28 protein-coding genes are annotated in these 26,849 nt (G+C 35.5%); 10 read left to right on the top strand and 18 right to left on the bottom strand.

Going from position 1 to position 26,849, the window contains the following annotated elements:
- Window positions 1-12: 12 nt before the first annotated feature.
- The 4 genes from cmk to DF185_RS12655 form a co-directional block, all read right to left on the bottom strand.
- A complete protein-coding gene (gene cmk / locus DF185_RS12670) occupies window positions 13-708 on the bottom strand; it encodes a (d)CMP kinase (protein ID WP_110361119.1) in 696 nt (231 codons plus the stop codon).
- 137 nt (window positions 709-845) lie between these two features.
- The gene (gene porQ / locus DF185_RS12665) at window positions 846-1,877 is read right to left on the bottom strand and encodes a type IX secretion system protein PorQ (protein WP_110361118.1); all 1,032 of its coding nucleotides are present in this window, start codon (window positions 1,875-1,877) and stop codon (window positions 846-848) included.
- A 58-nt stretch (window positions 1,878-1,935) separates the two neighbouring features.
- Entirely contained in the window at window positions 1,936-2,442 is a 507-nt protein-coding gene (locus tag DF185_RS12660; RefSeq protein WP_243421772.1) for a YkgJ family cysteine cluster protein, read from the bottom strand.
- 4 nt (window positions 2,443-2,446) lie between these two features.
- Window positions 2,447-3,346, bottom strand: coding sequence for a DMT family transporter (locus DF185_RS12655; protein ID WP_110361117.1), 900 nt, complete (start codon window positions 3,344-3,346; stop codon window positions 2,447-2,449).
- Between the two features lie 375 nt (window positions 3,347-3,721).
- On the opposite strand from DF185_RS12655, the gene DF185_RS12650 reads away from it, so the two are divergent.
- Genes DF185_RS12650 through DF185_RS12640 form a run of 3 tightly spaced genes read left to right on the top strand, consistent with a single transcriptional unit; the run spans window position 3,722 to window position 5,235 of the window.
- Complete coding sequence (locus tag DF185_RS12650) at window positions 3,722-4,357, top strand: DUF2975 domain-containing protein (RefSeq protein WP_110361116.1); 636 nt, start codon at window positions 3,722-3,724, stop codon at window positions 4,355-4,357.
- A 31-nt stretch (window positions 4,358-4,388) separates the two neighbouring features.
- Window positions 4,389-5,021: a DUF2975 domain-containing protein gene (locus tag DF185_RS12645; RefSeq protein WP_110361115.1), complete on the top strand. Its 633-nt coding sequence runs from the start codon at window positions 4,389-4,391 to the stop codon at window positions 5,019-5,021.
- Window positions 5,022-5,031: 10 nt separating this feature from the next.
- A complete protein-coding gene (locus DF185_RS12640; protein WP_110361114.1) occupies window positions 5,032-5,235 on the top strand; it encodes a helix-turn-helix domain-containing protein in 204 nt (67 codons plus the stop codon).
- On the opposite strand, the gene DF185_RS12635 is transcribed toward DF185_RS12640, so the two are convergent.
- From DF185_RS12635 to DF185_RS12585, 11 genes are all read right to left on the bottom strand, one after another.
- Entirely contained in the window at window positions 5,236-5,616 is a 381-nt protein-coding gene (locus DF185_RS12635) for a DUF1801 domain-containing protein (RefSeq protein ID WP_110361113.1), read from the bottom strand.
- Window positions 5,617-5,631: 15 nt separating this feature from the next.
- Complete coding sequence (locus tag DF185_RS12630; protein WP_110361112.1) at window positions 5,632-6,009, bottom strand: hypothetical protein; 378 nt, start codon at window positions 6,007-6,009, stop codon at window positions 5,632-5,634.
- A 501-nt stretch (window positions 6,010-6,510) separates the two neighbouring features.
- Complete coding sequence (locus tag DF185_RS12625; RefSeq protein WP_110361111.1) at window positions 6,511-7,236, bottom strand: sulfite exporter TauE/SafE family protein; 726 nt, start codon at window positions 7,234-7,236, stop codon at window positions 6,511-6,513.
- 74 nt (window positions 7,237-7,310) lie between these two features.
- Window positions 7,311-7,712: a GxxExxY protein gene (locus DF185_RS12620; RefSeq protein WP_110361110.1), complete on the bottom strand. Its 402-nt coding sequence runs from the start codon at window positions 7,710-7,712 to the stop codon at window positions 7,311-7,313.
- Window positions 7,713-7,772: 60 nt separating this feature from the next.
- Window positions 7,773-8,219, bottom strand: coding sequence for a FixH family protein (locus DF185_RS12615; RefSeq protein ID WP_110361109.1), 447 nt, complete (start codon window positions 8,217-8,219; stop codon window positions 7,773-7,775).
- Between the two features lie 30 nt (window positions 8,220-8,249).
- Window positions 8,250-9,650 carry a cytochrome c oxidase accessory protein CcoG gene (gene ccoG, locus DF185_RS12610; RefSeq protein WP_110361108.1) on the bottom strand — a complete coding sequence of 467 codons (1,401 nt, stop codon included), beginning with the start codon at window positions 9,648-9,650 and terminating at the stop codon, window positions 8,250-8,252.
- Window positions 9,651-9,804: 154 nt separating this feature from the next.
- The gene (locus DF185_RS12605) at window positions 9,805-10,368 is read right to left on the bottom strand and encodes a cbb3-type cytochrome c oxidase N-terminal domain-containing protein (protein ID WP_110361107.1); all 564 of its coding nucleotides are present in this window, start codon (window positions 10,366-10,368) and stop codon (window positions 9,805-9,807) included.
- A gap of 16 nt (window positions 10,369-10,384) precedes the next feature.
- Window positions 10,385-10,585, bottom strand: a complete 201-nt coding sequence (locus DF185_RS12600; RefSeq protein WP_110361106.1) for a cbb3-type cytochrome oxidase subunit 3 — start codon at window positions 10,583-10,585, stop codon at window positions 10,385-10,387.
- Window positions 10,586-10,700: 115 nt separating this feature from the next.
- A complete protein-coding gene (gene ccoN / locus DF185_RS12595) occupies window positions 10,701-12,845 on the bottom strand; it encodes a cytochrome-c oxidase, cbb3-type subunit I (RefSeq protein WP_110361105.1) in 2,145 nt (714 codons plus the stop codon).
- Between the two features lie 5 nt (window positions 12,846-12,850).
- Window positions 12,851-13,051, bottom strand: a complete 201-nt coding sequence (gene ccoS / locus DF185_RS12590) for a cbb3-type cytochrome oxidase assembly protein CcoS (RefSeq protein ID WP_054717010.1) — start codon at window positions 13,049-13,051, stop codon at window positions 12,851-12,853.
- A gap of 48 nt (window positions 13,052-13,099) precedes the next feature.
- Complete coding sequence (locus DF185_RS12585; protein WP_110361330.1) at window positions 13,100-15,565, bottom strand: heavy metal translocating P-type ATPase; 2,466 nt, start codon at window positions 15,563-15,565, stop codon at window positions 13,100-13,102.
- Between the two features lie 37 nt (window positions 15,566-15,602).
- On the opposite strand from DF185_RS12585, the gene DF185_RS23605 reads away from it, so the two are divergent.
- Window positions 15,603-15,740, top strand: a complete 138-nt coding sequence (locus DF185_RS23605; RefSeq protein ID WP_165836028.1) for a hypothetical protein — start codon at window positions 15,603-15,605, stop codon at window positions 15,738-15,740.
- Here DF185_RS23605 and DF185_RS12580 read toward each other — a convergent pair.
- The 3 genes from DF185_RS12580 to DF185_RS12570 are packed head-to-tail and all read right to left on the bottom strand — an operon-like array spanning window position 15,737 to window position 18,994.
- Window positions 15,737-16,657: a c-type cytochrome gene (locus DF185_RS12580; protein ID WP_110361104.1), complete on the bottom strand. Its 921-nt coding sequence runs from the start codon at window positions 16,655-16,657 to the stop codon at window positions 15,737-15,739. The genes DF185_RS23605 and DF185_RS12580 overlap by 4 nt on opposite strands.
- Before the next feature lie 12 nt (window positions 16,658-16,669).
- Window positions 16,670-18,010, bottom strand: coding sequence for an NrfD/PsrC family molybdoenzyme membrane anchor subunit (nrfD, locus tag DF185_RS12575; RefSeq protein ID WP_110361103.1), 1,341 nt, complete (start codon window positions 18,008-18,010; stop codon window positions 16,670-16,672).
- A 48-nt stretch (window positions 18,011-18,058) separates the two neighbouring features.
- Window positions 18,059-18,994: a 4Fe-4S dicluster domain-containing protein gene (locus DF185_RS12570; protein WP_110361102.1), complete on the bottom strand. Its 936-nt coding sequence runs from the start codon at window positions 18,992-18,994 to the stop codon at window positions 18,059-18,061.
- 644 nt (window positions 18,995-19,638) lie between these two features.
- On the opposite strand from DF185_RS12570, the gene DF185_RS12565 reads away from it, so the two are divergent.
- From DF185_RS12565 to DF185_RS12540, 6 genes are all read left to right on the top strand, one after another.
- Complete coding sequence (locus tag DF185_RS12565) at window positions 19,639-19,866, top strand: DUF4492 domain-containing protein (protein WP_110361101.1); 228 nt, start codon at window positions 19,639-19,641, stop codon at window positions 19,864-19,866.
- Window positions 19,867-19,870: 4 nt separating this feature from the next.
- Window positions 19,871-21,424 (top strand): cytochrome ubiquinol oxidase subunit I, encoded by a 1,554-nt coding sequence (locus DF185_RS12560; protein WP_110361100.1) that lies wholly within the window; start codon window positions 19,871-19,873, stop codon window positions 21,422-21,424.
- A 2-nt stretch (window positions 21,425-21,426) separates the two neighbouring features.
- Window positions 21,427-22,560 (top strand): cytochrome d ubiquinol oxidase subunit II, encoded by a 1,134-nt coding sequence (gene cydB / locus DF185_RS12555; RefSeq protein ID WP_110361099.1) that lies wholly within the window; start codon window positions 21,427-21,429, stop codon window positions 22,558-22,560.
- A gap of 223 nt (window positions 22,561-22,783) precedes the next feature.
- Window positions 22,784-23,878, top strand: coding sequence for a chorismate mutase (locus DF185_RS12550; protein ID WP_110361098.1), 1,095 nt, complete (start codon window positions 22,784-22,786; stop codon window positions 23,876-23,878).
- Window positions 23,879-24,008: 130 nt separating this feature from the next.
- Window positions 24,009-25,946, top strand: a complete 1,938-nt coding sequence (locus DF185_RS12545) for a transglutaminase family protein (RefSeq protein ID WP_110361097.1) — start codon at window positions 24,009-24,011, stop codon at window positions 25,944-25,946.
- Window positions 25,947-25,955: 9 nt separating this feature from the next.
- Window positions 25,956-26,801 (top strand): CPBP family intramembrane glutamic endopeptidase, encoded by an 846-nt coding sequence (locus tag DF185_RS12540; protein ID WP_165836027.1) that lies wholly within the window; start codon window positions 25,956-25,958, stop codon window positions 26,799-26,801.
- Window positions 26,802-26,849: the final 48 nt, after the last annotated feature.

The following is a 26,849-nucleotide window of genomic DNA, read 5'->3' as shown; positions in this document are numbered from 1 at the left end:
TCTTAAAGATAATTAAACGACTTCGTTCATTCTTTCAACAATCCAGTCTAATTGTTCTTCTTTGCTAAGTTTGCTATTGTTAAGAACGATAGCATCTTCAGCTTTACGCAACGGACTTTCATCTCTGTTTTCATCGATAAAGTCTCTCTTCTTCACATTTTCACGAATATCATCTAATGATATTTCTTCGCCTTTATCCTTAAGTTCTTTATAGCGACGGATTGCTCTTACTTCAACATCGGCAGTCATGAAAATTTTCAATTCGGCATTCGGAAATACTACGGTTCCTATGTCTCTGCCATCCATTATAACACCGCCTCCTTTGCTCAACTCACGCTGAAAAGCAACCATCTTTTCACGAACAAACTTAATTTTTGCAATCAAGCTTACGTTGTTTGATACATCCAAAGAACGAATTTCATCTTCAACCAATTCACCATTTAAAAAAGTCTCATGACGTTGTTTTTCGTCATTGTATTGAAATGATATAGAAACTTGATCGATTAAATGACTTAGTTTGTTCTCATCTACTTTCTCGTTATTTATTAGAGCGTTTCGCATTGCAAAAAGTGTTACCACTCTATACATTGCTCCACTGTCGATGTAAGTGTAATTTATTTTTTTTGCTAAATCTTTGGCTACTGTGCTTTTACCACACGATGAGTGTCCGTCGATAGCTATAATTAATTTCTTATCAGATATATTCATTCTTTAGTATTGCTGGAAAATTTTGTGCAATTGCGTACAAAAGTAGTAAGAAAATCGATCAAAAATAGGATTAGTGATCTAAAAATGTAGCCTAGTCGTCTGTAAACGATTGCAATGCAGCTTCCATGAGAATGGTTTTATCTGAAATTAAAGTCGCTAAGTCTCGTACTAACAGAAAAATGATTGCTTGATCCGGCAAGATGATATTTTGCAGAAGCAAAGTTGATACGAAATCGAGAAACTTTGAAGCCAAAACCCCAAGTGAAACCTACAGTTGATTTTTTTTCTTCTACTGCCAATTCATCGCGGCGCTGAAAGTTATAACCCAAGCGAACTGCGAAATTTTTTGTTGGAAGAAATTCTGCACCAAGAATGAAATGTTTTAATGCTTTGTCAACAAAACCATCTTCCGATGATTGGTTGGAAAAAGCGTCATCAACTTTATCTAAATCGGATTGATACGATTGATTGAATTTTTCCAAATGACGATAGGTAATGGCAAATCGGAAAGGAGCGTGCTGTAACTTTGTACTCATTCCAATGAGTATTTCATTAGGCAAATCTTCACGGTGCGAGCCATAATATGGTTTTACCTGGTATCCAAAATTTCGTGCTACCAATGATGCTCTAAAAAGTTTATCGGAACTATCGTAAATAATGGCTAAATCCGTAGCTAAACCAAAAGAACTGTATTTTTCTAAAGAGGAATAAATGGGTTTTAGCGTTAAGCCTACCCTTAAGTTTTCGTTAATCTGTTTACCGTAACTAATAAATAGCGCATAGTCTGATGCCTTAAAGTTACCTGTGATATCACCAAGCTCGTCGGCCTCGGTAAACTTGCCGTAATTTACGTAGTGCATTCCAAGTGAGAATGTACCAATGCCTTTATAGTTTTTTGTATAGGAAGCATATCCGTAATTGATATCGGCCAAATAACTTACATAGTTCAAATTGATAGACTGATCCAATTCAGGATGTAAAGCGGCTGGGTTGTAAAAGGCATAATCGGCATCCACATTTCCCAAAGCGATTTGATCTCCCCCTAAAGCCGCAACACGAGCAGAACTTCCCAAGTTTAGGAATTCATAGATATTCTCTCCGGCCGACTGACTGAATGCCTGAAGACTGGAAAGGAATAGAATTAGATATATTACAAGAGATCTGTTCATGTTTAATTTTAGGAAATCTAAAGATATAAATCCGAATTGAAATTTATAATAATAAAGTTTACAATTGATCTTTTTTCTTTTTCAATCGATCGGTTACCTCGTAAACAGCAGGGCAGTAATGAGTATTTTTCAATGTGAGATTTAATATCTGGTAAAAGCGTTTTCTATCGGTATGTGGATATTCACGACAAGCTCTTGGTCGACTTTCGTATACCATACAGTAATTATCGGGCATTAGGAATGGGCAAGGAGCTTTGCGAAATACATAGTCGTTGTCATTATCCATTTCCAGGTATTGATCGATTACTTCTGATGGTTTCATTCGCAAATGCTTTGCCAAACGTTCAATGTCTTTATCGATGATGATAGGACTAATGCTCTTGCAACAATTGGCACATTCAAGACAATCTAACTCTTCGAAGACTTCATCGTGAAGTGCATGAACAATTGTATCCAATTGTTTTGGTTTCTTCTTTTTCAGTTTGGCAAAAAACTCTTTGGTATCGCTTTCGGTATTCTTAGCTTTTACCTTCAACAGCTCTAAATCAATCTTTATTTTGCTCATGAAATTACTTCTTAACTTTTGAGAATTTAAGTTTGGCTTGTGATATGAATAAACCACTTATCACAATTGAAATCCCCAACATTTTTTGAAATGTAAGGCTTTCGTTTAATACAAAAAATGCAAAAATAGCTGTAAATACAGGAATTGCATTGATAAATATATTCGATTTATTAATTCCCAAATGTTTTAATCCGTAGGTGAAAAATATAAATGCCAGGGAAGAAGCAAAAACTGCCAATTCAACCAAAGCAATCCAAACCTCGGTTGTTGGTTTTGCATTCAAAAAATGATTTAACTCAAAGCTTAGGAACAACGGTAAAAAGAAAACTATACCAATTAAGTTTTGATAGGAAATCAGCGTAAGCGGATTGTATTTTGAAGCCAAACCTTTTAATACAATTGAGTAGCCAACTGCTGCAACAACAGCAACAAACATTAATGCAATTCCCAGAGGCGAAGCAACCAAATCGAATTGCTTGTTGAAAATGATAACACCTACACCTACCACCGAAAACAAAATTCCCAATACAATTTTAGGACTTACCTTTTCTTTGTGAAAGAAATATGCCGCAATAGGTGAAAACAAAGGAATGGTTGAAATGATTACCGCTCCCAAAGTTGATGAGACTAACTTTAACCCGAAACTTTCGCCTAAAAAATAAAGGAATGGCTCAAAAAATGCCAATAAAACCAAGTGCATTCTATCTTTTTTTCGAATGCCTTGAATTCTTTTTAATGCTTTACCAATAAGGAATAAAAGTGCAGATGAAATAATTAGGCGTAACAAAACTGTTGTCATTGGATTGTAAACCAAGTACACAATTTTCACCCATACAAATGAGAAACTCCAAAAAAGCATTGCCAATACAATACTGGCATATACCATAAGTGATTGTTTGTTCATTTTCAGAAAGTTTGAATAAGTATCTTCATCCTGTAAAATCTAATTAAAAATCCCAAACTATGAACGATTTCTTCGTTATCGAAAATTTAAATCCTCACAACCAATAGGTTGCTCCGGGTTAAAATGTTCTCTGGCCTTGAACTCGTCACATATTTTGGTTTATTCAAAGCTTTCTATCCAGTTAGCTTCAGAAATTTGAGGCGAAATTACATATAATTCTCGAGGAATAATAAAGTGCTAGATTGGTAGATTTTATGGGGGATTTATAAAGTGATATTATTGAAAAAGAAAATAAAATTATTGAAAAACGATAAAAAAGAATTGAAAAACAAAAATAATTATTTAGGTTTGTAGTCATAATCAATCTAAGCTACCATGAAAAGAAATAATAAAATTGTAAATCAATTATCATCACTATTTCATCTCTTACACATTGTTGCAATAATCGGACTCATAGTTGTCATTTTTATGGGGGGGATAAATATGTTTAAAACGGATGAGTTTGCTGATTTCCGCATTGGCCTTACAAGTGAAATGGTAAACTTGCCTACCGAATTTACACTAAGTAGTGGTGATTCCTTTAAAGGAGAATGTGAATATGTGATGATACCGGAGTTTTTTAAGATAAGCAATTGGAAATATAAATTATTTGGAGAATTGGATAAGGTTCTTATAATGATTTTTACGGTATACTTATTTAGTCTATTAAGAGAGATTTTCACCTCCTTAGCTTTATCCAAAACCGAAGGCAGTTATTTTCTTTTGGATACTTATCATCGAATTAAAAAAATAGGATATCTTCTGTTGGCATTCTCTGTCTATTCATTTTTTAAATCTGGGCTGTTCTCATACCTGATTTTGGATAAATTAATTGTAGAAGGTAAGGTGATTAATGTATCTGCTGATTTTTCAATTTTTAGTCAGGTTTTAATGGTACTAATCATTTTTGTGATTGCTGAAGTGTACAAAGCAGGAATTCAATTAAAGGAAGATAGTGAATTGACCATTTGATAGGTGTTGCAAGATTTTAATTAAGAATAAAATGAAAAAAGGAATAATAAATAGCTTGAGTTGGGTATTTAAGAGTATGTATTCTTTAAGCGTTGTGGCGTTTGCAGCACTAATTATAGGATCAGTTATTAGTCCGCTTATAAATCACTCAACAGATTCGGATATTTTAAACTATAGTTTAAGCACACATATCAAATTGCCAGTTTCATATGAAATATGGAATGACGGCGAGTTTAGTAATAATGCTAGTTTAAATATCAATGAAATAAGTTTAAGTGTTAATTCGATTTGGTATAAAGTGTTAGATATTATAAGTTCATTGATTACTTATGGCTGTGTAGCTTGGGTATTTAAATTATTGAGTGAAATATTTAAATCTTTATCACAAAGTATTAAAGAAGTTCAATATTTCGATATTGAAAACTATTCTAAAATAAAGAGAATTGGTTTTATTTCTTTGGGGTTTCATATATACGGTTTTGTTGAATCAGTTTGTATTGCATGGTTATTTATTGATGAATTATCCATAGGAGGTAAAGCGGTTTCATATGGTCCTGATTTATCGGATTTATCTCATCTGTTTCCAATTTTAATTATTTTCGTAATTGCGGAAGTCTACAAAGCCGGTATAAAGCTAAAAGAAGAAAGTGAACTAACCATTTAAAAGAATAGATATGCCAATAATAACAAACTTGGATGTAATGCTTGCTAAGCGCAAAATGAGTTCGAAGGAGCTTGCAGAGCGTATAGGTATTACTGTGGCTAATTTATCGATTCTAAAGAGTGGTAAGGCAAAGGCAATTCGATTTTCTACGCTGGAGGCAATTTGTCGAGAATTGGAATGTAAGCCTGGGGATATTTTGGATTTTACTGAATAGTTACTTCTTGTCTCTACCGAACCACTTTTTAGTATAGGGTATAGTATCATCAATTAAAAGGGCTTCCTGAATGAGAAGCATTACATCCTGATTGATATCGGTGAGCCTGGAAAGGCAAATGCTCCCAACCATTTTTCTATCTCTGAAATCGAGTTGCTTATTTTCGTCGGCAAACTCTTGGGCTCTGGTAAAAGATAGGTCTACTGTGCCATCCTTATTGGGAAGTAGGTAACAAATCCAGGCTTTGCGGTAATAAAACGGAACTTTGTATCGGTACTTGGCAACAACATGAGGAAAAGATAGCATCAGGTTATGAAGCTGCAAGAGAATTTCTCGTTGCTCCCCTTCAAAATTGTATATGTATTCTTCAACTTTATCCATGTTGATTTCTAAAAATTAAGAATTAGAGTTTTGTAGCCAATTCATAGCAGCTTCTTCCGTTGAGAAAGCATCTACTTTGTATTTTTTATTTTCAGAAAGCATTTGAAAGAAAATGATAAGTGCTGTTTCGTTCGGATTGTTCACGATAAGTGCATCTGTAATGCTGTCGTATTTCGCCAGTGATTGATTATTGGCTTCAACAATTTTAGGAATATCATTCGGACCAAAGGTCATTTCAGAATCACTACAATAAGTCAGTATCTTTAATGCTCTTGGGTAATTCGGATTACACTTGGTTTCATTTATGTATTCAACAATTTCATTTAAGCTAACTTTTCCAGAATATGTTGATTCCAAAATTTGAGTCTTTGGATTAAAAAATGTTTTTATCATTGGTATAATGTAGTGGTTTTATTCAGAGATTAAAGGGCTTATATATAAAACTAGCTTCGATCTTTTCTATCTTAATTAATAAGTTTTGTAAGATATCATCTATTGATAAAAATAACAAGTCCATATACTAGAACAGAATGTGTATTGATTTCATCTCAAAGTCTATTGCTTGTAGTTGAAAGTGTTCCGGTATCATCTTAAAGTCCTTCATGGTGACCTTAGAGTCTATTGAGATCACATCAATATCTTTCAAGTTCAGATTAGACTCTTATAATTTCATCTCAAAGTCTTTCAAGGTCAACTCAAAGTCTTTCAAGATCATCTCAAAGTCATATAAGTTAAGATTAGAGGCAATAAAGATGATCTCAATGTCTTTCAGGAAGAGATCAGACTCTATAAGGAAGGGGTTAGAAACCATAAAGGTGAGCTAAGGATTCATCCCGCTCACCTTTGATGTAATATCATGTCAAGAGCAATCTCTTGTGAATGTTTGTCGTTTGTTTAATGACAACATGAAGGCTTTTCTTGTTGAGCTTCTTCAACAGGTACTGTCATTGCTTTTTCTGGTGGACTTAAATATGGAATTCCAAGGCTTAATCCGCGAAGAATGAATAGCACGCCAATAAAAACAATTGCATACGGAATCAGTTTGGTTATTTTTTTTCGCAGTTCCAGTGTAATCATGTTTCCGATAAGAGAAATGGCCAAGAGCATTGGTAAAGTTCCTAGTCCGAATATAAACATGAACAAACTACCGCTGGCCGATGATCCTGTAGCAATAGCACCTGCAATGGCAAAGTATACCAATCCGCAAGGTAATAATCCATTTAGCAAGCCAATCATCAGTAATGAACTATAACTGCGTTGAGCAAATAGTTTCCCCAATGACATTTTTAGTTTGCCTACGAATGAGAATACCCCTTTATCGGCATTGAATCGATTTTTATAGATAGATGGTGTGATTACTGAAAGAATCATGATGGCTCCCATTATAATGGATACCCATTGTTGAAATCCGCTCATCACCAATCCGCGACCCAGAAGTCCGAATACGGCTCCCATTACTGCATAGGTAATTGCTCTACCCAAATTGTATAAAACGCCACCAAAGATTCTGGCTAACCACGAATCTGTTTTTAGTGGAATTGCTAGTGCAATAGGACCACACATTCCAACGCAGTGGAAGCTCCCTAAAAGTCCTAGTGTTAATGCTGATATATATACCATGAATTTACTTACAGTTAACCACAAAGAGCACAAAGGTGTTTCACAAAGGACTCAATGTACTTTCATTATATTTTTTAAAGAATAAGTCTTTTTATTCCATGTTTCATCCTACTTACATTAAAATTTACAAGAAGACCTAATTTACAACCTGATAATTTCATGTAAGTAAGAGTTTGTGCAAGATGTAAGTCGTGAAACGACTCAGTTGCTTTTATTTCGATAATAATTTGATCTTCGACCAATAAATCTATTCGATATGCTGATTCAATTTCTACTTTCTCGTAAGTTAATGGAAGCACTTTCTGACGCTCAACTTTTAACCCTAATTTACAAAGTTCATAATGGAGACATTTTTCATATGCGCTCTCTAAAAGTCCGGGACCCAAAGCTGTATGAATTCGAAAACAACAATTTAGGATTTGCCTAAAAGTTTGTTCCCTGCTTTTATTTACCACTGTTTCTTTATGATATTGCATACTTACTTTTTATAATCTCATTGTGTTCTTTGTGAAACACCTTTGTGTCCTTAGTGGTTATTACTTACTCAAATAAATCGCCTCTTCCTTATAGTAAGGAACATCATTATGAACCCAATCCAGTTTAATGGTGTATCTGCCTTGCAGAAGTTCATTTGTGTTTAAAATATGAACGCCACTATCGTTTAAGGCTAATTTGTATTTCAAGTCCAAATCGTAATCGGCAGGTCGATACACAATAATCTCGCCTTCTACACCCGATTTCATATCAGCAGGAAATGTAATTTGAATCTGATCTCCTACCTGTTCAATGCTAATAGGAGTTTCTAACTGCTGTGCATTTTTAATTTTATTGATCTTATCCTGATGTTTCACCCCAGTAGGATAGTAATCCGTTGAAACCAGGTTTATCTTTTGAGTGGTACTAAATCCTACAAAAATCAATACACCAATAACATATATCGATGCCATGATTCCCAACTTTGTTCCCCAATTTAATTTCTTCATCTTTTAACCCTATATATATTTATCAGACCATTAATTTGGCCCAACAAAAGTTAATTCCACCTCTTCAATTAATTTCTGATCGGCATATACTCCAATGCTAATGGGTACTTTATCGCCTTTTATTTCCGACTTAGGGAGTATGGCAAAAAATACCCCTTCTCTTATTGAGCTTGCATCTGCTTTTAATTCTTCACCAATTACCTTAATCTCACCTTCGTGATCCATAATTTTAAAGTGAATTGGCACTTCTTCGGTAGTTTTGTTCACCACCTTAAAGTTATACATATTGCTGATTTTACCATTGTCTTGCTGTTGGAACATTAAGCCAGGAGTACGCAGGATAATTGCTTCCAAATCGGTTCTTGAAGCAAACAAGCCAATCACAACTCCTATTAAAGCTGTAAGTACAATTGTATAAGCAATTTTACGAACCGGCCAATTGTTCTTTTTACCTTCGGCGATATTCTTCTCAGAATCGAAACGAATCAAGCCCTTAGGTTTTCCAACCCATTCCATTACCGAATTACATTCATCAATACAAGCAGTACAGTTGATACATTCCAATTGTGTACCATCACGAACATCAATTCCTGTAGGACAAACATCTACACACTGATAACAATCTATACAATCTCCTTTTCCTTCTTCTTCACGATCTTCACCAGCTTCAAGCGGTGCACGTTCTTCGCCTCGTTTGTAGTCATAGGCAACCACAATAGTATTCGAATCAAGTAACACACCCTGTAATCTTCCGTAAGGACAAATCATTCCACATACCTGTTCGCGCAGTTTTGCGAATACAAAGTACATAGCTCCTGAGAATGCCAATGCTACAGTAAAACCAACTTTATGCTCCGATATGGGATCGTTTATGATTTTCCACAATTCATCTATTCCAATAATGTAACTCAGGAATGTATTTGTGATAAGAAAACAGATGGCATAAAAGAGAATTGCCTTTAAGCTTTTCTTCCAGAATTTTTCGAAGTTAAAGGATTGAGCATCCAGTTTTCTTTGCTCCTGATGAGATCCTTCTATTAAGTATTCTATTTTTCTGAATATGAACTCCATGAAAACCGTTTGTGGACAAGTCCACCCACACCAAATTCTACCGTAAGAAACAGTGAAAAATACGATGAAAACAAATAGAGTAATCATCGAGAAAAGAAAGATGTGGAAATCTTGTGGCCAGAATCTTACACCAAACAGAATAAACTTACGCTCCAGAACATTTAAAAGAAACAAAGGTTCGCCACCAACTTTTACAAATGGTAAGCCGAACATCAGCGCAAGCAATGTATAGCTTACAATATTTCTGTAGTTATAAAGTTTACCTTTCGGTTTCTGGGCGTAAACCCATCTTCTTTTTCCACTATCATTCAGTGTTGCCAACTGATCACGATAAGTGTTGTAAGGATTTTCAGGAGCCATTGTTGTTTTGTTTTTGCCACAAAGCAATTTTGCGGTTTTATCTCACAAGAATATAGATTCTTTGTGATATGATTTTGAAATAGCTCCAAGCTCAAGTCTCAAGCCTCAAGTTCATATTCTTGAAGCTTGTAACTTGAAACTTGTCGCTTAATATTTATTCTACTAGTTCGCCTTGAGCTTCTCTTGCATTAGGAGGATTAGTTCCTACTAAACTCATTGTGTAACTCGAAACTTGTAACATTTGTACAGGCGAAAGTTGGTTTTGCCATGCTAACATTCCTTTTAGTGGTTTACCTACCTTAATAATTTGGTAAACATCTTGCAAAGTACCTCCATTAATCCAGTATTTGTCGGTAAGGTTTGGTCCAATTGCATTTCCTTCTCCAACTGCACCGTGACATGCTATACAGTTCTTGTCGTAGATTTCTTTTCCTTTGGCAAGATTGTCTGCATCTGTCATTAAAACCAATGCATTTTCATCAAACTTAGGTTTTGGTTTGTTAGCTTCTGCAATTGCCATTTCTTTTTCGTATTCAGCAATTTGCAAATCATCTCCGAATACATGATAGCGGAAAATGTAAACTGCCGAAAACACAATGGTTGCGTAGAATAAGTATCGCCACCATTTTGGCATTGGATTATTCAATTCTTTGATGCCATCGTAGTCGTGATCGCTAATCAGGTGCTTGTTTTCTTCAATATATTTATCGTTATCCATTGGTATAGATTTAGGGTCAATTATTATTTATTTTTGAAGAATCCGTATCATCTTCATCAAGAGCATAGCTTTCCATTTGAACGAAATAGGCCTTGTTACTTTTCTTAAAAGCCCACCAAACCATTCCTGCAAAAAACAGGAAGAAAATCAGTAATGAGATACTTGGAAAGAATCCCACATCTGATATGCCTTGTAAGTAATGACTAACTAATTTCATATTCTTTATTATTTAGAAGAGATGTTTTTGAAGTCCCCTCTTGATAGGGGATTTAGGGGAGTGTTTGAACATCCCCCTGTATCCCCCTTCAAAGGGGGACTAACCTCTTAACTTTTTATTCTTTTACTGATATATCTCTACCCAAACGCTGTAGGTATGCAATCAAAGCAATAATCTCTTTGTCGCTTGTAACATCAATTCCATTTGCATTTAGATCAGCAGCAATTTCTTGGGCTTGTTTTTTCAAATCATCGATTGCCACCTGATCGTAATTAGCAGGATATGGAGCTTCATCGTAAGGAACTCCAAGTGTGGTCATCGCTCTAATCTTCGCTGGAGTATCTGAAATGTCCAACTCATCTTTTATCAACCATGGATACTTAGGCATGATTGATTGTGCATTCATTTTCTGAGGATCCAACATGTGGTTGTAATGCCATACATTGGTCTTGTACATTTTGCCACCAGGAACACCGGTACGAGCCAAATCCGGACCAGTACGTTTCGATCCCCAAAGGTGTGGATGATCATATACAAATTCACCAGCTTTAGAATACTCACCATAACGTTCCGTTTCAGATCTGAATGGACGAACCATTTGAGAGTGACACGTATTACATCCTTCGCGGATATAAATATCGCGACCTTGTAACTCAAGTGGTGTATATGGTTTCACACTTTCAATGGTTGGTACATTTGATTTGATCAAGTATGTTGGAATGATCTCGAAAGCACCACCAATTAAAATTGCCACAGTAGAAAGTACCATGAACTGAACTGGTTTTCTCTCTAACCAACGGTGTAAACCTTCACCTTTTTCACGTTTTTTAGGTGAATGTAATGCAGGAGCCGATGCTTCTTCATTATCTGCACATTTACCTGAAGCAGCAGTCTTGAACAGGTTGTAAACCATCAAGAACAAACTTGCAAAGTATAATAATCCACCTAGTACACGTACGTGATACATTGGAAGAATTTGAGTAATCGTTTCAAGGAAGTTAGGGTAAGCCAATAATCCGTCAGGAGTAAATTCTTTCCACATTAAGGTTTGAACTACAGCTCCCCAGTACAATGGCAATGCATAGAAAATCATACCTAAGGTTCCCATCCAGAAGTGAGCATTCGCCAATTTTTCCGAATACAACTTTGTCTTCCACATTTTAGGGAATAGGTAGTAAAGCATACCGAAAGTTAGGAATCCGTTCCAACCCATTGCTCCAATGTGAACGTGAGCAATTGTCCAGTCGGTATAGTGAGTTAATGAGTTCACCCATTTTAATGACATCATTGGACCTTCGAAAGTTGACATACCGTAAGCGGTTACGGCAACCACCATGAACTTCAATGTTGCACTATCACGAACTTTATCCCAAGCACCACGAAGCGTAAGCAATCCGTTGAACATACCACCCCACGAAGGAGCAATCAACATGATTGAGAATACAACTCCTAATGATTGAGCCCAATCAGGAAGCGCAGTATATAACAAGTGGTGAGGACCAGCCCAGATATAAAGGAATACCAATGCCCAGAAGTGAATAATAGACAATCGATATGAGTATACCGGACGATTTGCCGCTTTAGGCAAAAAGTAGTACATCAATCCCAAATAAGGAGTGGTTAGGAAAAATGCCACGGCATTGTGTCCGTACCACCATTGTACCAATGCATCCTGAACACCAGCATAAACCGGGTATGACTGAATCCAGCTATAAGGAAGCTCGATTGAGTTACCAATGTGAAGTACTGCAACAGTTACAAAGGTTGCGATGTAGAACCAAATGGAAACATAAAGGTGATCAGCTCTACGTCTTAGAATTGTACCAAACATGTTCCATCCAAATACCACCCAAATAATGGTAATTGCGATATCGATTGGCCATTCCAATTCGGCATACTCTTTACTGGTAGTAATACCAAGTACGAAAGTTATGGCTGCAGAAACAATAATTGCCTGCCATCCCCAAAAGTGAACCCAGCTTAGTTTATCGCTAAACATTCTGGCTTTTAGTAATCGCTGCAACGAATAGTATACTGCGGCAAAAATACCATTCCCAACAAATGCAAAAATTACCGCATTGGTGTGGATTGGACGAATACGTCCGAAAGTGGTGTATTCCAAATTAAAGTTAAAAACAGGGAAAGCAAGCTGCAAGGCTGCCAATAACCCTACCAACATTCCGACTACACCCCAAAGAATGGTTGCGTAGGCAAAATATTTAACGATTTTGTTATCGTACGAAAAATGTTGTGTTTCCATTAAATTTAAGATTTATGGTTCTTCTTTGCTGTATTTTCTAGATCTAATAATTCTTCTGCCTTCTTCTCTTTGTCTTCGAATAAAATTCTTACCGAAGGAGAGTAGGAGTCATCGTATTGCCCTTTTTTAACGGCCCATAGAAATCCAATTAGGAATCCTCCTGCCACTAGCATACTCACACCGATTAAAACGAACAAGACACTCATGTTTCTAAAGTTGTTAGCTATTAGCTTAAAGCTTCTAGCTGGTTTATACTAATTCAATTGAACAGAATTGGAGGTTTGATATGTTTCCATTCTATTCTTCTCTTTATATATTTTATTTTTCTCTTTATTTTTTGCAATCAAATTGGTTGTGATGGTTGTAAAAGCCACAATCGAAACGGAACTAATTGGCATTAACAGTGCCGCAACAATAGGAGATAAAATTCCCTGTATGGCAAAGTAAAGTCCAACAAAGTTATACATAAACGAAAGCAAGAAACTTAATTTTACAATCCAAATGCTCTTCTTAGTGATCGACAAGAATCGAGTCAATTCAGAGAATTTTGAGGATTCCAAAATCGCATCGCATGCAGGTGAAAAATGGTAAACATCATCAGCAATTGAAATTCCCACATCACTTGACTTTAATGCTCCGGCGTCGTTTAATCCATCACCAATCATCAATACTTTTTTGCCTTCCTTTTTTAGTTGGTTGATATATTCCAACTTGTCATTTGGCGATTGATCGTAACGAAGGTTAGATGAGGCTGGGAAAATCTTTTCCAGATTTTCTCTTTCAGCATCATTATCGCCGGTAAGAACATGCAAATCGTATTTCGATGATAAATTTTTAATCAAGTCTGATAAACCTGATCTGTATTGATTGCTTAAAGTAAAGTGACCTTTCACATTTCCATCAACCGAATAATAAACTTCTGTTGTTAGAGATTTACTTTCTGAAATTCCTTCTGAAATGAATTTTGCTGATCCCAGTTTGATCTCACGTGCATTTACCTTACCAGATATTCCCATAGAAGGAAGCTCATGATAATCCTCAACATTCTCCGGACTTATATCTTTTAGATGATCGTAAATTGATGAGCTTAAGATATGAGTTGAATGTCTGGTTAAAGATTTTACTGCTATATAATCTTCAGCAGTCAACTTTTCACCTTCAAAAGAAATTTTTACTTCATCAGATTGGGTGATGGTTCCGGTTTTATCGAAAACAATACTCGTAATGGCATTTAATTTTTCAACAACATGAGAACCTTTCAAATAAATTCCCAATCGTCCCATTAATCGCATGGTATTGCCCAAAGCAAATGGAGCTGATAATGCCAATGCACAAGGACAAGCTACAATCAATACAGATGTAAATGCAAAAATGGCTTTGCTGGTATCATTAAATAGCCAGTAAATGCCACTTAATACTGCAATTGCAATAATGATTAGAGTAAAGTGCTTACTGATTCTGTCAATTAATGAATTCAGTTTTGAGGCTTCACTATTTTCTTCATCAAATTGATTCCAGAGCTGAGTCAATCGGCTTTGAACCACATCTTTTTCGATGGTTAGTTCAATGGCACTACCCATTTGTTTTCCACCAGCAAAAATCTGATCGCCAGCTTCTTTAAAAACGGGTTTCGATTCCCCTGTTACAAAACTATAATCAATCTGAGCATCTCCTTTGGTCAGAATACTATCTGCAGGAATCAACTCCTGGTTTCTGATCAGAATGATATCACCTTTTTTCAATTTCTCAATTGGCGTGCTTACTTTCTGTCCATTTTCCATTTTGCTAACAGCAACAGGAAAATAGGAGCGATAATCTCTCTCAAAAGATAAAGCCTGGTATGTTCTGTTTTGATACCATTTACCAATCAGAAGGAAAAAGATCAGGCCCGTAAGGGAATCCATATATCCAGCACCAGTTCCAGAGATTATCTCAAATGAACTTTGAATAAACAAGGTTAGAATTCCCAATGAAATTGGAACATCAATATTTACAAAACGATGTTTGATTGCTTTGTAAGCTGAAATCATGTAATCATTACCACTATACAGAAATACCGGAAGCACCAGGAAGAAATTCATCATTCCAAAGAAGTTCTTGAAATGTGTTTCCAAATATTCATTTCCTGGTACATATTCTGGCAAACTCAAAAGCATGATGTTTCCAAAGCAAAATCCTGCAATACCTATTTTGTAAAGCAATTTTTTATTGGCATCCTTGTTCTGCTTTTGCTGAAGCTTGTCTAAAGTAATTTCAGGCACATAGTGAATGGAAGAAAGTAATTCTGCCAATTCACGAATGCTAACTTGATCAGAATCGAAGGTTAAACTTACTTCTTTCTTTACAAAGTTGACCATCGATTTTAATACCCCTTGATTCAGAATATTTAAATTTTCGAGCAACCAAATACAAGAACTACAGTGAATAGCAGGTATGTATAAGCTTAGCTTTCGGATATTTCCTTCGGAGAAATCGTATAGCTGATTAGCAATCTCCTCTTCATCCAGAAATGCAAATTTTTCTTTGAACTTACCACTCTCTATTTTAATTCCCGGATTGGATTCAAAATCGTAGTACGAACAAAGCTCATTCTCATGCAAAAGCTGGTATACAGTGGAACAACCATTGCAACAAAAGGGTTTGCCATCCCACATTACAGGATGCTTGCCACAGTCGTCGCCACAGTGCACACAAATTTGATTTTTTGTTTCTTGCTGCATATTTGCCATCTTGCAGAGCGTAATTTAAATTCTGACTATGAGAACAGATTCAAGTTTAATTTATATCGTTGTTGCGATAACCGCTCTTCACTTTCTAGTTGGTATTGGATATCTTCTTTACAAGTTGGGAAGACCTTCAAAATCCCAAAAGGAAGAAAGTGAAGAAACAAATTAGTCTTTGCTTTTCGCCAATTTTGGTAGTTTAATCATCTGGAACAATACCAGGAAGATTACACTCCAGATTGCCAAAACACCACCTACAAAAGTCACAATAATCCAGATTGGAGCATTTGCTCTTGTTCCCCACATTGCTCTTTCATCAAGTGGATTTACAGGATCGGTAGGAACACCAAGAGTTACAACTCTTTTTTCCTCAAGGTTACCATAGAATGCATCATCAGTTACTTTCACAAGCATATTCACTTGTCCTTCTCTGTCGCCAGGAAGATCTTTAGGAAACTGAATTTGAACATCACCGCTTTCGTTTGTGTATGGATCTTCACCTGATACATCAAGGTATCCGAAGCTTCTTTTCACCAAAAAACTCATTTCGATTCCTTGCAATCCAACACGTTTTCCTTTTTTGGTAACACCACTTAATTTGGCCAACATTGTTTTGTCGGCTTCATTAACGTTTAATTCAAGTTTAACATCAGTAACTTCAGGATTTTTAACTTCAGCGACCTGTTGTTTCACCTTCTTGTTCTTGTCAAACGATCTTAAAAATGCAATAACCATCCATTTGTCTTCATCGCTAATGGTTTTTTCAAAAGCTGGCATTGCACCTTGACCTTTATTTACCTTGTAGAAAATTTCTCCATCGCTTTGTATCAAAAAGTTTTGAGCTCCTAAATCGGTTGGAGCTACAGGTGCTAAAGGAAGCATATTAGCCATGGTTGGATCGCCATGACATGATTTACACTGAATATTATATATTTTCTTACCAGAGCTAATATTTTTAGAAGTAGCCTCGTAAGGATTTTGTTTCTTTTTTGCAGAAGCTGGAACAGTCCAACCTTGTGCATTTACCACTGAGCCTGAGAAAACAAAAATCAGGAACAAAGCAGCTATATTTTTCATTGTATTCTTCATGATTCTTATTGTTTAGGCTTCAATTTTAACTTCAATTCCTTTGCTCTCTGCTGTTTCAACAATTGGTACAACAGGGAAAATTTTAGAAAGTACCGTGATAATAAGTAGTACCAATGCAAAACTTAGAACAGTAACCGAAATTTCGATCGCTGAAGGGTAGTAATGCACAAAATTTTCAGGAACATTTTGAATTGGAAGATGAGGGTGAAGCATTGTAGGAATTACAATTACATAACGCTTGAACCAAGCTCCAGCCAAAACAAATAGTGAAATAATCATGATTGGTAAAGGCTTTCTAAATTTCTTGTTCACCAATAGAATAATAGGAATAATGTTTCCTAACAATTGTGAAGCCCAGAACATGATTGCCCAATTTCCATAGAACAACTCTTTCAGGTGAATGTCATCACCAGTTTTCATCTTATAACCTGGAACCAAAAATTCATTCAGGTTAAAATACAAGTACACCAAACAAACTGCTACCAGGAGTTTACCCATTTTGTCGAATTGCAAATCGGTAATGTAATCCTGTAGTTTGTAGTTTACTCTAAAGAAATACATGGCAATAATTAAGGCTGCAGAACCTGCAACGAATGCGCCAGCCACGAAATAAGGACCGAAAATAGTAGTATCCCATCCATTTCGAAGTGTTGCTGCAAACAACCACGATGTAACGGTATGAATTGCAAGACCAATTGGAACAATAAGAACCATTAAAGTTCGAATCATTTTGTGAAGGTGCTTGTGCTGAGCTGGTGTATTGATATATCCTAAAGAAAGAATATTGTACAACTTCTTCATAATAGGAGAAGCCTTGGTTAATTCTTTTTTACAGATTGCCAAATCGGGAATCATTGGCAAGATTAGTAGCAAAGCACTTACTGTTAGATAAGTAGTGATTACCGTTACATCCCAAAGAATTGGCGACTGAAAACGACCATGAATCATTACATTTAAGACTCTGTCTGGTCGACCCATGTCCAAAACAATTACCAAACCTGCTACTGCCACAAAGGCAACGGCTATTATTTCGGCAATTCTGGAAATAGGAGTGATCCAGTCAATTCGGAGTAATCCTAAAATTGAGGAAATTAACATTCCAACCAAACTAACCGCTACAAAGAACACAAAGTTGGCAATGTACAATCCCCACGAAACGTAATCGCGCATTCCAGTTACACCTAATCCATCTTTTAATTGGATGTAATAGGCCCAACCACAAACACTGATTACTGTTATCAAAAATACAATCCAAAGTTCAAGACCTTTATGGTTTTGCATCGGATGTAGAATGTCTTTTTTTATTTTTTCAAACGAAAGATTAGTTTCTTTCTGTTTAGGTAAGTCATTCATAAGATTTAGTTATTTAGGGCAAATAATTATCTATTGTTTATTGATATTCTAGTGAAGATTTTCCTCGTTTAGCAAATCGCCATTAAACTCGAATGCTCTGTTTTTTGGAGGTAGATAGTAAACTCTTGGTTTGGTTCCCAATTCTTCCATTAAAGTATAACCAGCATTTTCTTCAATTAATTTCGAGAAACGAACTGTTTCACCAGTAGTTCCATTGGTAACGGCATCTTCGTTTTGATCACCAAAGTAGTATACACCATTCGGACAAGCAGACACACAAGAAGGTAATTTATCTTCGCGCAATCTGTCTGCACTAAATAAACACTTGCTAACTGTACCTTTTTTCTGTGGAACGTTGGCTTCAATGTTATAGGTAAGATCTTTGTATTTTTCGGCATCCTTTGGTTCTGTCCATTGGAAAATACGAGCAGAATATGGACAAGCTGCAATACAGAATCTACATCCAATACATCTTTCATTGTCGATTAAAACAATACCATCCTGACGCTTGAAAGTTGCATCAACTGGACAAACCTTCGTACAAGGAGGATTGTCGCAATGCTGACAAGGTTTTGGCATAAAGTAAGGAGCTGTGTGTTCAGCATCTTGCATTTGAAGTACATTAATATGGTGCTGATCAGCTCTTAATTGGTGGTGATTCTGACAAGCATCCATACATTTTCTTGCATTTCTACACTTACTCAAATCAATCACCATTACAAATGATTTTCCAGGAATACCTTCACGACCTCTTTTTTGAAGTTCATCAAGAGGTTCATTAACCGTAGGTCGCAATTGATTTTTGTCTACTTGCACAAGCTGTCCATCTTGTGTAAGCAAATTCACCATTTCTGCTGGTTTTTTTGCTGCTGCTTTAGCTGCTCCAATTAGAGAAAAGCTACTAACAACACCTGCAGCACCAACTGAAATACCAAAACTTTTCAGGAATTTTCTTCTGCTGTTGTTTGACGTTTCTTCTTTCATTATGATTTAAGGTTAGTTTTCAAATAAAATATCAATTATACCTTCTAATTAGGCGGAACAATTGAGTATAATGGCAACTCTTTAAAATCATTCTAAATAAGAATGGGCAACTCTTGATTTTGCTGACCTTAAAGGCTTTTTGTTTAATTTTTTTATGTTTCACCAACGTTTGCGTTGTATCTCAAATATAAAGAAATATATCGAAATCCTGATGTTGCATTATAGCTTAATGATGGATGGAAGCGTTTTTATTATTTTAATTCGTTTTATAATGCATCGACTCTAATGTTCAGAATATTAGATTGTTATTAGAGTTTGGAGTTATTAATGGAGTTGTCAGCTAACATTTAGTGAAATATTCTGCCTTATGCCTATTTAGATGGAAAAACAGATTTTGCTTAGTTCTAAAATCAAGATTAATAGGTAGATGTGAGATATTTCACGCTAGGGCAATTGCCTGTTTATTAAATGTTTATTGATTTTTTAAATGTTATTATAAAAAGTATCTATCGGGTTGTGCTTGAATGCTTAGGAATATAATATACATTTGACTAGTTTATTGATAAATAATAAAAGATAAAAACATCTTTTATTTGTGATGTGAATTACAATCGTTTAACAAAGCATTAAATGAGGAAGTGTTTATGAAACTACTGTTGTCGCTTAAAAAAATATGGAAGTTTTATTACGAAGGATTTGCTGGGCAAAAATCATGGAGCAGGCAAGTATGGTTGATAATCATCTTGAAGTTATTTATTATGTTCTTTGTTTTGAAGCTATTCTTTTTTCCAAATTTTCTAAAAACAAAATATACTAACGATAAGGATCGCGGTGATTACGTGATTGAACAATTAACTAATCCTAAAAAATAGTAATATGATTGAAAACTTCGACATGTCATTGGTCGATTGGTCCAGAGCTCAATTTGCTTTAACAGCAATGTATCACTGGATATTTGTGCCATTGACACTAGGTTTGGCTTTCATTATAGCAATAATGGAAACCATCTATGTGAAAACCGGAAATCCGGAATGGAAAAAGATCACAAAGTTTTGGATGACACTATTTGGAATCAACTTTGCAATTGGTGTTGCTACCGGAATTATTTTGGAATTTGAGTTTGGTACCAACTGGTCGAATTATTCATGGTTTGTGGGTGATATTTTTGGAGCTCCTTTGGCGGTAGAAGGTATTATGGCATTTTTCATGGAGTCTACCTTTATTGCCGTGATGTTCTTTGGGTGGAATAAGGTAAGCAAGAAGTTTCACCTTATATCAACATGGTTGGTTGCAGTAGGATCAAATCTCTCAGCTTTATGGATTTTGGTTGCCAATGGTTGGATGCAAAATCCAGTGGGGATGAAATTTAACCCTGATACTGCTAGAAACGAGATGGTGAATTTTTGGGATGTTCTTTTTTCTCCAACAGCAGTTAATAAATTTTTACATACCATCTCATCGGCGTATACTTTAGCGGCAATTTTTGTAATTGGTGTAAGTGCATGGTACCTGTTGAAGAAATTGAATATAGCTTTTGCCAAGAAAAGTATTGTGGTTGCAGCTGTATTTGGTTTAATCACTTCATTGTTTACAGTTATGACCGGTGACAATTCAGCACGTGAAATTGTTCGCGATCAGCCTATGAAGTTTGCAGCTATGGAAGGTTTATATGATGGTTCGAAAGGCGCTGGATTGGTAGCTTTTGGTATAATGTCGTCTACTTCAGAAAATGGAAACGACAACATGAAGGACTTTAATTTTAAGCTGGAAATTCCAAACCTGCTTTCCTATATGGCTTATATGGACGGCGATGCTTTTGTTCCCGGAGTAAATGATGTGATCAATGGTTTTACTGATAACGATGGAGTTGTTCATCCTTCGGTAACGACCAAAATAGAAATGGGACGGAAGGCTATTCATGCTCTTAAAGACTATAAACAAGCTCAGAAAGATAAGGATGCTACTTTGGCACAAACCTCCCTGAATGAATTGAAAGAGAACTTTAAGTATTTTGGATATGGCTATTTCGATGATCCATACAATACCGTACCTCCAATCTCAATAACATTCTATAGTTTCCACATTATGGTTGGATTGGGAATGTGGTTTCTACTGCTTTTTACATTGGCTTTATTGTTCGTTTATAAGGAGTCGATTGTGAATAATAAATGGTTTTTACGTGCTGCAATTTGGAGTATACCATTGGCTTATGTAGCATCACAAAGTGGATGGATTGTTGCAGAAATGGGACGTCAACCATGGGTGATTCAAGATCTGATGCCTACTCTTACTGCAGTATCAAATATCGATACAACATCTGTTCAGATCACTTTCTTTTTGTTTTTGACTGTTTTTACAGGATTATTAATTGCTGAGATTAAAATCATGTTGAAACAAATAAAACTTGGACCTAATCATGGAGGGCATTAATCATGTTTGAAAATTTATCACATTTAGCATTACAACAATATTGGTGGGTAATTGACTCACTTTTAGGAAGTATTTTGGTCTTCTTAATGTTCGTTCAAGGAGGTCAAACTTTAATATACCGATTGGGAAAATCCGATGAAGAACGAACGCTTTTAATTAATGCCCTTGGCCGTAAGTGGGAATTTACATTTACTACCTTAGTTACATTCGGAGGAGCCATGTTTGCTTCGTTTCCATTGTTTTATTCAACCTCTTTTGGTGGAGCTTATTGGGTTTGGATGGCTATTCTTTTTTGTTTTATTATTCAGGCCGTAGCTTATGAGTTTCGTTCTAAACCATCAAATGTTTGGGGAGCCAAAACTTTTGAAGTGTTCTTGTTTATTAATGGTTTACTTGGGACAATTTTGATTGGAACAGCTGTAGGAACATTTTTTAATGGAGCAGAATTTACCGTTAATGAATTGAATCAATCAAGATGGGCAAATCCATATGGTGGATTAGAGGCAGTTTTAAACTTACACAATGTAGCTTTGGGATTAACTGTTTTCTTCCTGGCGCGTTTGTTGGGAAGCTTATACTTCATGAATCATATTGAACATGAAGCAATTTTTAACCGATCGAGAAAGCAATTGTTGTATTGTGGAATACCTTTTCTTGTGGTTTTCTTATTTTTTGCAATTCGCTTGTTGGTAATGGATGGTTTTGCAGTTGATGCAGAAACGGGAATTGTAAGCAAGGAAGCCTATAAATATTTGCATAACTTTTTGGCCATGCCATTGGTGTTGATTTTATTTTTGGTAGGTGTTGTTTTGGTGTTGTTTGGTTTGATTAAATCATATTTAGTAGAAAAATATACCAAAGGAATTTGGTTTACCGGCGGTGGTACAATTCTGGTAGTATTTGCACTTTTCTTGTTGGCAGGATTTAACAATACGGCTTTTTATCCATCTAATGCTGATTTGCAATCTTCCTTAACCATTCAGAATGCTTCATCATCGCATTACACTTTAACGGCAATGAGCTATGTATCCCTAATGGTTCCTTTCGTAATTGCCTATATTGTTTGGGCTTGGAGGGCAATCAATAATAAAAAATTAGATTTGGAAGAATTGAGAAATGAAGATCATTTGTACTAAAAATAAAGAATCATGTATTTATCATCAATAATATGGCTTTTTACTTGGCCACTCTTAATATATGTAAGCTATAAAGCTGTAAGATATGCTTTAAAAAAGTTTGAATCGAAACTTGAAGAGTAAGATAATTTGATCGGCAATCATTTAATGATTGCCGATTCTTTTGTATGAGTTTTTTGATCTCATTTAAAAATGTATTTTTGTGCATCCTAATTTTTAAGATATGAGTGGATTGGATAATATCAAACCTATACATAATTGGTTCAGTAAGAAGCTGGATACACATCCGATAGTGATTAGTGGACCTTGTAGTGCTGAGTCTGAGGAGCAGTTGGTATCAACTGCTAAGGCTTTAAATGATACAGAACAGGTTCAGATATTTCGAGCGGGAGTTTGGAAACCTAGAACCAGACCAAATTCTTTTGAAGGTAGAGGTTTGGATGCTTTACAGTGGTTGAATACAGTAAAACAAGAAACTGGATTGTTGACCATGGTAGAGGTGGCATCGCCTAAGCATGTTGAAATGTGTTTGCGCCATAATGTTGATATTTTGTGGATTGGTGCTAGAACAACATCAAATCCATTTTCTGTTCAGGAATTGGCAAGTGCATTGCAAGGGATGAATATGCCTGTAATGGTTAAGAATCCAATTAATCCAGATATCAATTTATGGATTGGAGCTTTAGAGCGCATACATAAAGCAGGAATCTCAAAACTTGCAGCAATTCATCGAGGTTTCTATCCATTCGAAAAAACTATTTTACGAAATATTCCAAAATGGGAGATTCCTATTGAATTAAAATCACGCTTCCATAATTTGCCCATTATTTGCGATCCAAGTCATATTGCAGGAAGTAGAAAATACATCCATGAAATGGCCCAAAAGGCGATGGATTTGAATATGGATGGTTTGATGATAGAAAGTCATATTTGTCCTGATGAAGCTTTGAGTGATGCCGATCAGCAACTAACACCTGAAGACTTAAATGAACTGTTGAGAGGTTTGGTTTGTAGATTACATGTGGTAGGTGATGAAGAGATTGATCAGCTTGTAAAATATAGAAGTCAAATTGATTCGGTAGATGCACAGTTGATTGAATTGTTAGCTCAACGAATGAATATTGTTGAAGAAATAGGAGAGTACAAAAAGGAAAAGAATATGACCATTCTACAACTTCAGCGATGGGAAAAGGTTCGCGAGCGTGGAGTTGACCTTGCAAAAAGCTTAGGACTATCTGAGAAGTTTACAACTCAATTGTTAAGAATGATTCACAAAGAAGCCATTCTTAGACAGAATGAAGTGATGAATAGAAAGTAAATAAAAGTCCAGCAACAACTTTTCTATTTTTACAGAATCTATATTATTATGGTTTAATCATTCTTTGTGAATATATGTTCATAAAGATGGTTATTTTATTTAGTTTAAGGTGATCAAAAAAAATCACCTTATGAAAAGCCTAAAAAAATCTTTTTTACTGGTAATCTATTTGCTGGTTATGAGTTATGGCTCTCATGCTAAAGGAATAAAGTATGGGAAATTCTCAAAAGATGAAATTTTACTATCAGAATGTTCCTACGAAACGGATGCTGTTGCCGTTATTTTAAGCAAAACCTGTGTGGTTGATGTAAGTTACCGAGCAATCAATTATCGACATCATATTAGAGTTAAAATTCTTAAGGAAGAGGGGCTGGATAAAGCCAATGTTGAACTTCCATATTGGAGAAAAGATGGATTGGAAAAAATCACTTCAGTTAAGGGACAAACCATAAACTTTGATGGGAATAAAGACAAAGAAGTAACTGATTTGGATGGAAAATCAGTTTTCGATGTTGATTTGAATGACAGCTATGGTGCTGTGCGTTTTGGTATGCCCAATGTAAAGGTAGGTTCAATAATAGAATATAAATATACGCTAGTTTCCAATTTCTACTCTTACTTGGATACTTGGTACTTTCAAGATGATATTCCAACATTGTATTGCTCCATTAAGGCAAATATTCCAGATTCATTTAGGTACAATCAGGTAAGTTTTGGACAGAGGTTAAGAGCAAAATATCCATCGGTAGCGGGGAATGAGTGGATATTAACCAATTTAAGTTCGATAAAAGAAGAGCCATATGTGAATAACTATATGGATTTTGTTGAGCAAATTCGTTTTCAATTAACAGGATACTATAAAAATGCCGATGGAATAGCTGGAGGTATTGAATTTGTTACGGTAAAATCGACATGGGATAAGTTAGCCCGCGAATATCTAGAAGCTTTCGATTTTTTTGGTAGAAAAGGCTATGCTAAAAAAGTGATAGAGAAAATTTTAGATGGGGATGAAAATAATTGGGAAAAATTGGAGAAAATTTATGACTATGTTCGGACTCATATAAAGTGGGATGGAGAATACCGTTTGTATCCTAAAAAATCGGCTCCAAAAATTTTAGAAGAAAAAGTAGCATCTAATTCAGAGATAAATTACCTCTTGGTTTTGCTTTTAAGAGAGGCTGGAATAAAGGCAGAACCAGCTTTGACCCGTACCAATAACTTAGGACTTTTACAAAAGAGCTATCCTTTGATGAGCCAGTTTAATCAGGCTTTAGCCTATGTGGAAATGTCTGGGAAGAAGTTGTTTTTAAATGCTACTTCACCATATCGACCATATCAGTTATTGGAAGAGAAAGATTTAAATTACTTTGCTTTGGTGATTGAAAAGAACAAAGCCCGCTGGGAAAAAGTATTGGCTTATACAAAATCTCGCCAACATTTGGTTTTAAACTATGATTTTACAGATAAAGATGAACCAAACTGTAGGTTTAAAATTATAGAGAGTGGTTATTATGCGGTAGAATCAAGAAAATTGATCAAAAAATATGGTTTGGAAGAGTTTCTGAAAACCATGGTTGATGAGTCGGAAGTAGAATTGAATAAAGATTCAGTACAAATCGTAAATGCTGATAAGGTAAACAAACCGTTGGAAATTACATGTAAACTGCCGATGACCGATATGGATTTCGATAGCGATATGATCTATTTCGAACCATTTCCCGCTGTTTTTAAGGATAATCCATTTATAAAAGAAGATAGGCAATATCGAATTGATTTTAATTATTATCGATATCAATCAATTCTGATTAACCTTAAACTTCCCAAGGAGTATCGTATTGAGGAGGCTCCAAAATCAAAAGTAATAAAGCTATCCAATGGATTTGGAAAATACTTGATTACAACGCAAAATCAGGGAAATGTTTTGCAAATGAGAACTCTGTTTGAGATTAAGAAACCTCAATTCAGTAAAGATTATTATGGAGAGTTAAGAGAATTATTTACTCATATGCTATCATCCTTACAGGAGCAGGTAGTAATTCAGAAGAACAATACATTATCAGAAAAATAGATGGAAGAAATGAACACACAGCAGCAAGAAGCTGTTAAGACCGAAAAAATGGCATACCCAAGCATTAAACAATCTTGGGGGATTATTGGAATTTTATTACTGGTTATGATTGGGTATGGTATACCAGCTGGATTAATACAACCTGTGCTGGGAGACAGTCTGAAAGGGCCTATGAGTTTTATCAATTATGCTTTGCCATTTGCGATATTGATCTTTATTGTATTAGGATATAAGAAGAAGAACCCTAAAAATGAGAATGCCTTTGCTTTTAATCCTTTTCCAATGGTATTACTGCCAGTTGTGGTAATTGTAACCTTATGCATGTTGGTAATAAATGTTGAAATCACTAGTTGGGTGCCAGCACCTGAGTGGTTAATGGAATTATTTAAGGACCTGATGCAGGACAATCTGTGGGGATTCATATCAGTGGCTATTGCAGCACCTATTTTAGAAGAGTTATTAGTGAGAGGAATTGTTTTGGATGGCTTGCTGAAAAACTATAGCCCTTGGAAAGCAATTGTTTGGTCGGCAGTATTTTTTGGAATCATGCATTTTAATCCATGGCAATTTGTTTCGGCTTTTTCCATCGGGATTGTAATTGGATACCTATACTGGAAAACAAAATCGCTTCTGCTTTGTATGATCATTCATGCTGTGAATAATGGAACGGCTTTTTTCCTTAGCAAATCTAATCCCGATGCTATTACATGGAAAGAGATGTTAGGATTAGGAACTGTAGAGAGAATAGGATTATTTTTTCTTGCTATTTTAATCGTATGGTTGGCCTATCGATATTTCGAAAATTATTTTAAGAAGAATGAAGAACCAATCGAGGAATTGAGATACAACAAGTAAGCGATAAAAGTATAAAATGAAAAACGCCGCAAATCATCTTTGCGGCGT

This window comes from Marinifilum breve (assembly GCF_003202155.1).
Classification (GTDB): Bacteria; Bacteroidota; Bacteroidia; order Bacteroidales; family Marinifilaceae; genus Marinifilum; species Marinifilum breve.
Note: the sequence above shows the minus strand (reverse complement) of the source record. Positions and strands in the feature narration are given on the sequence as shown.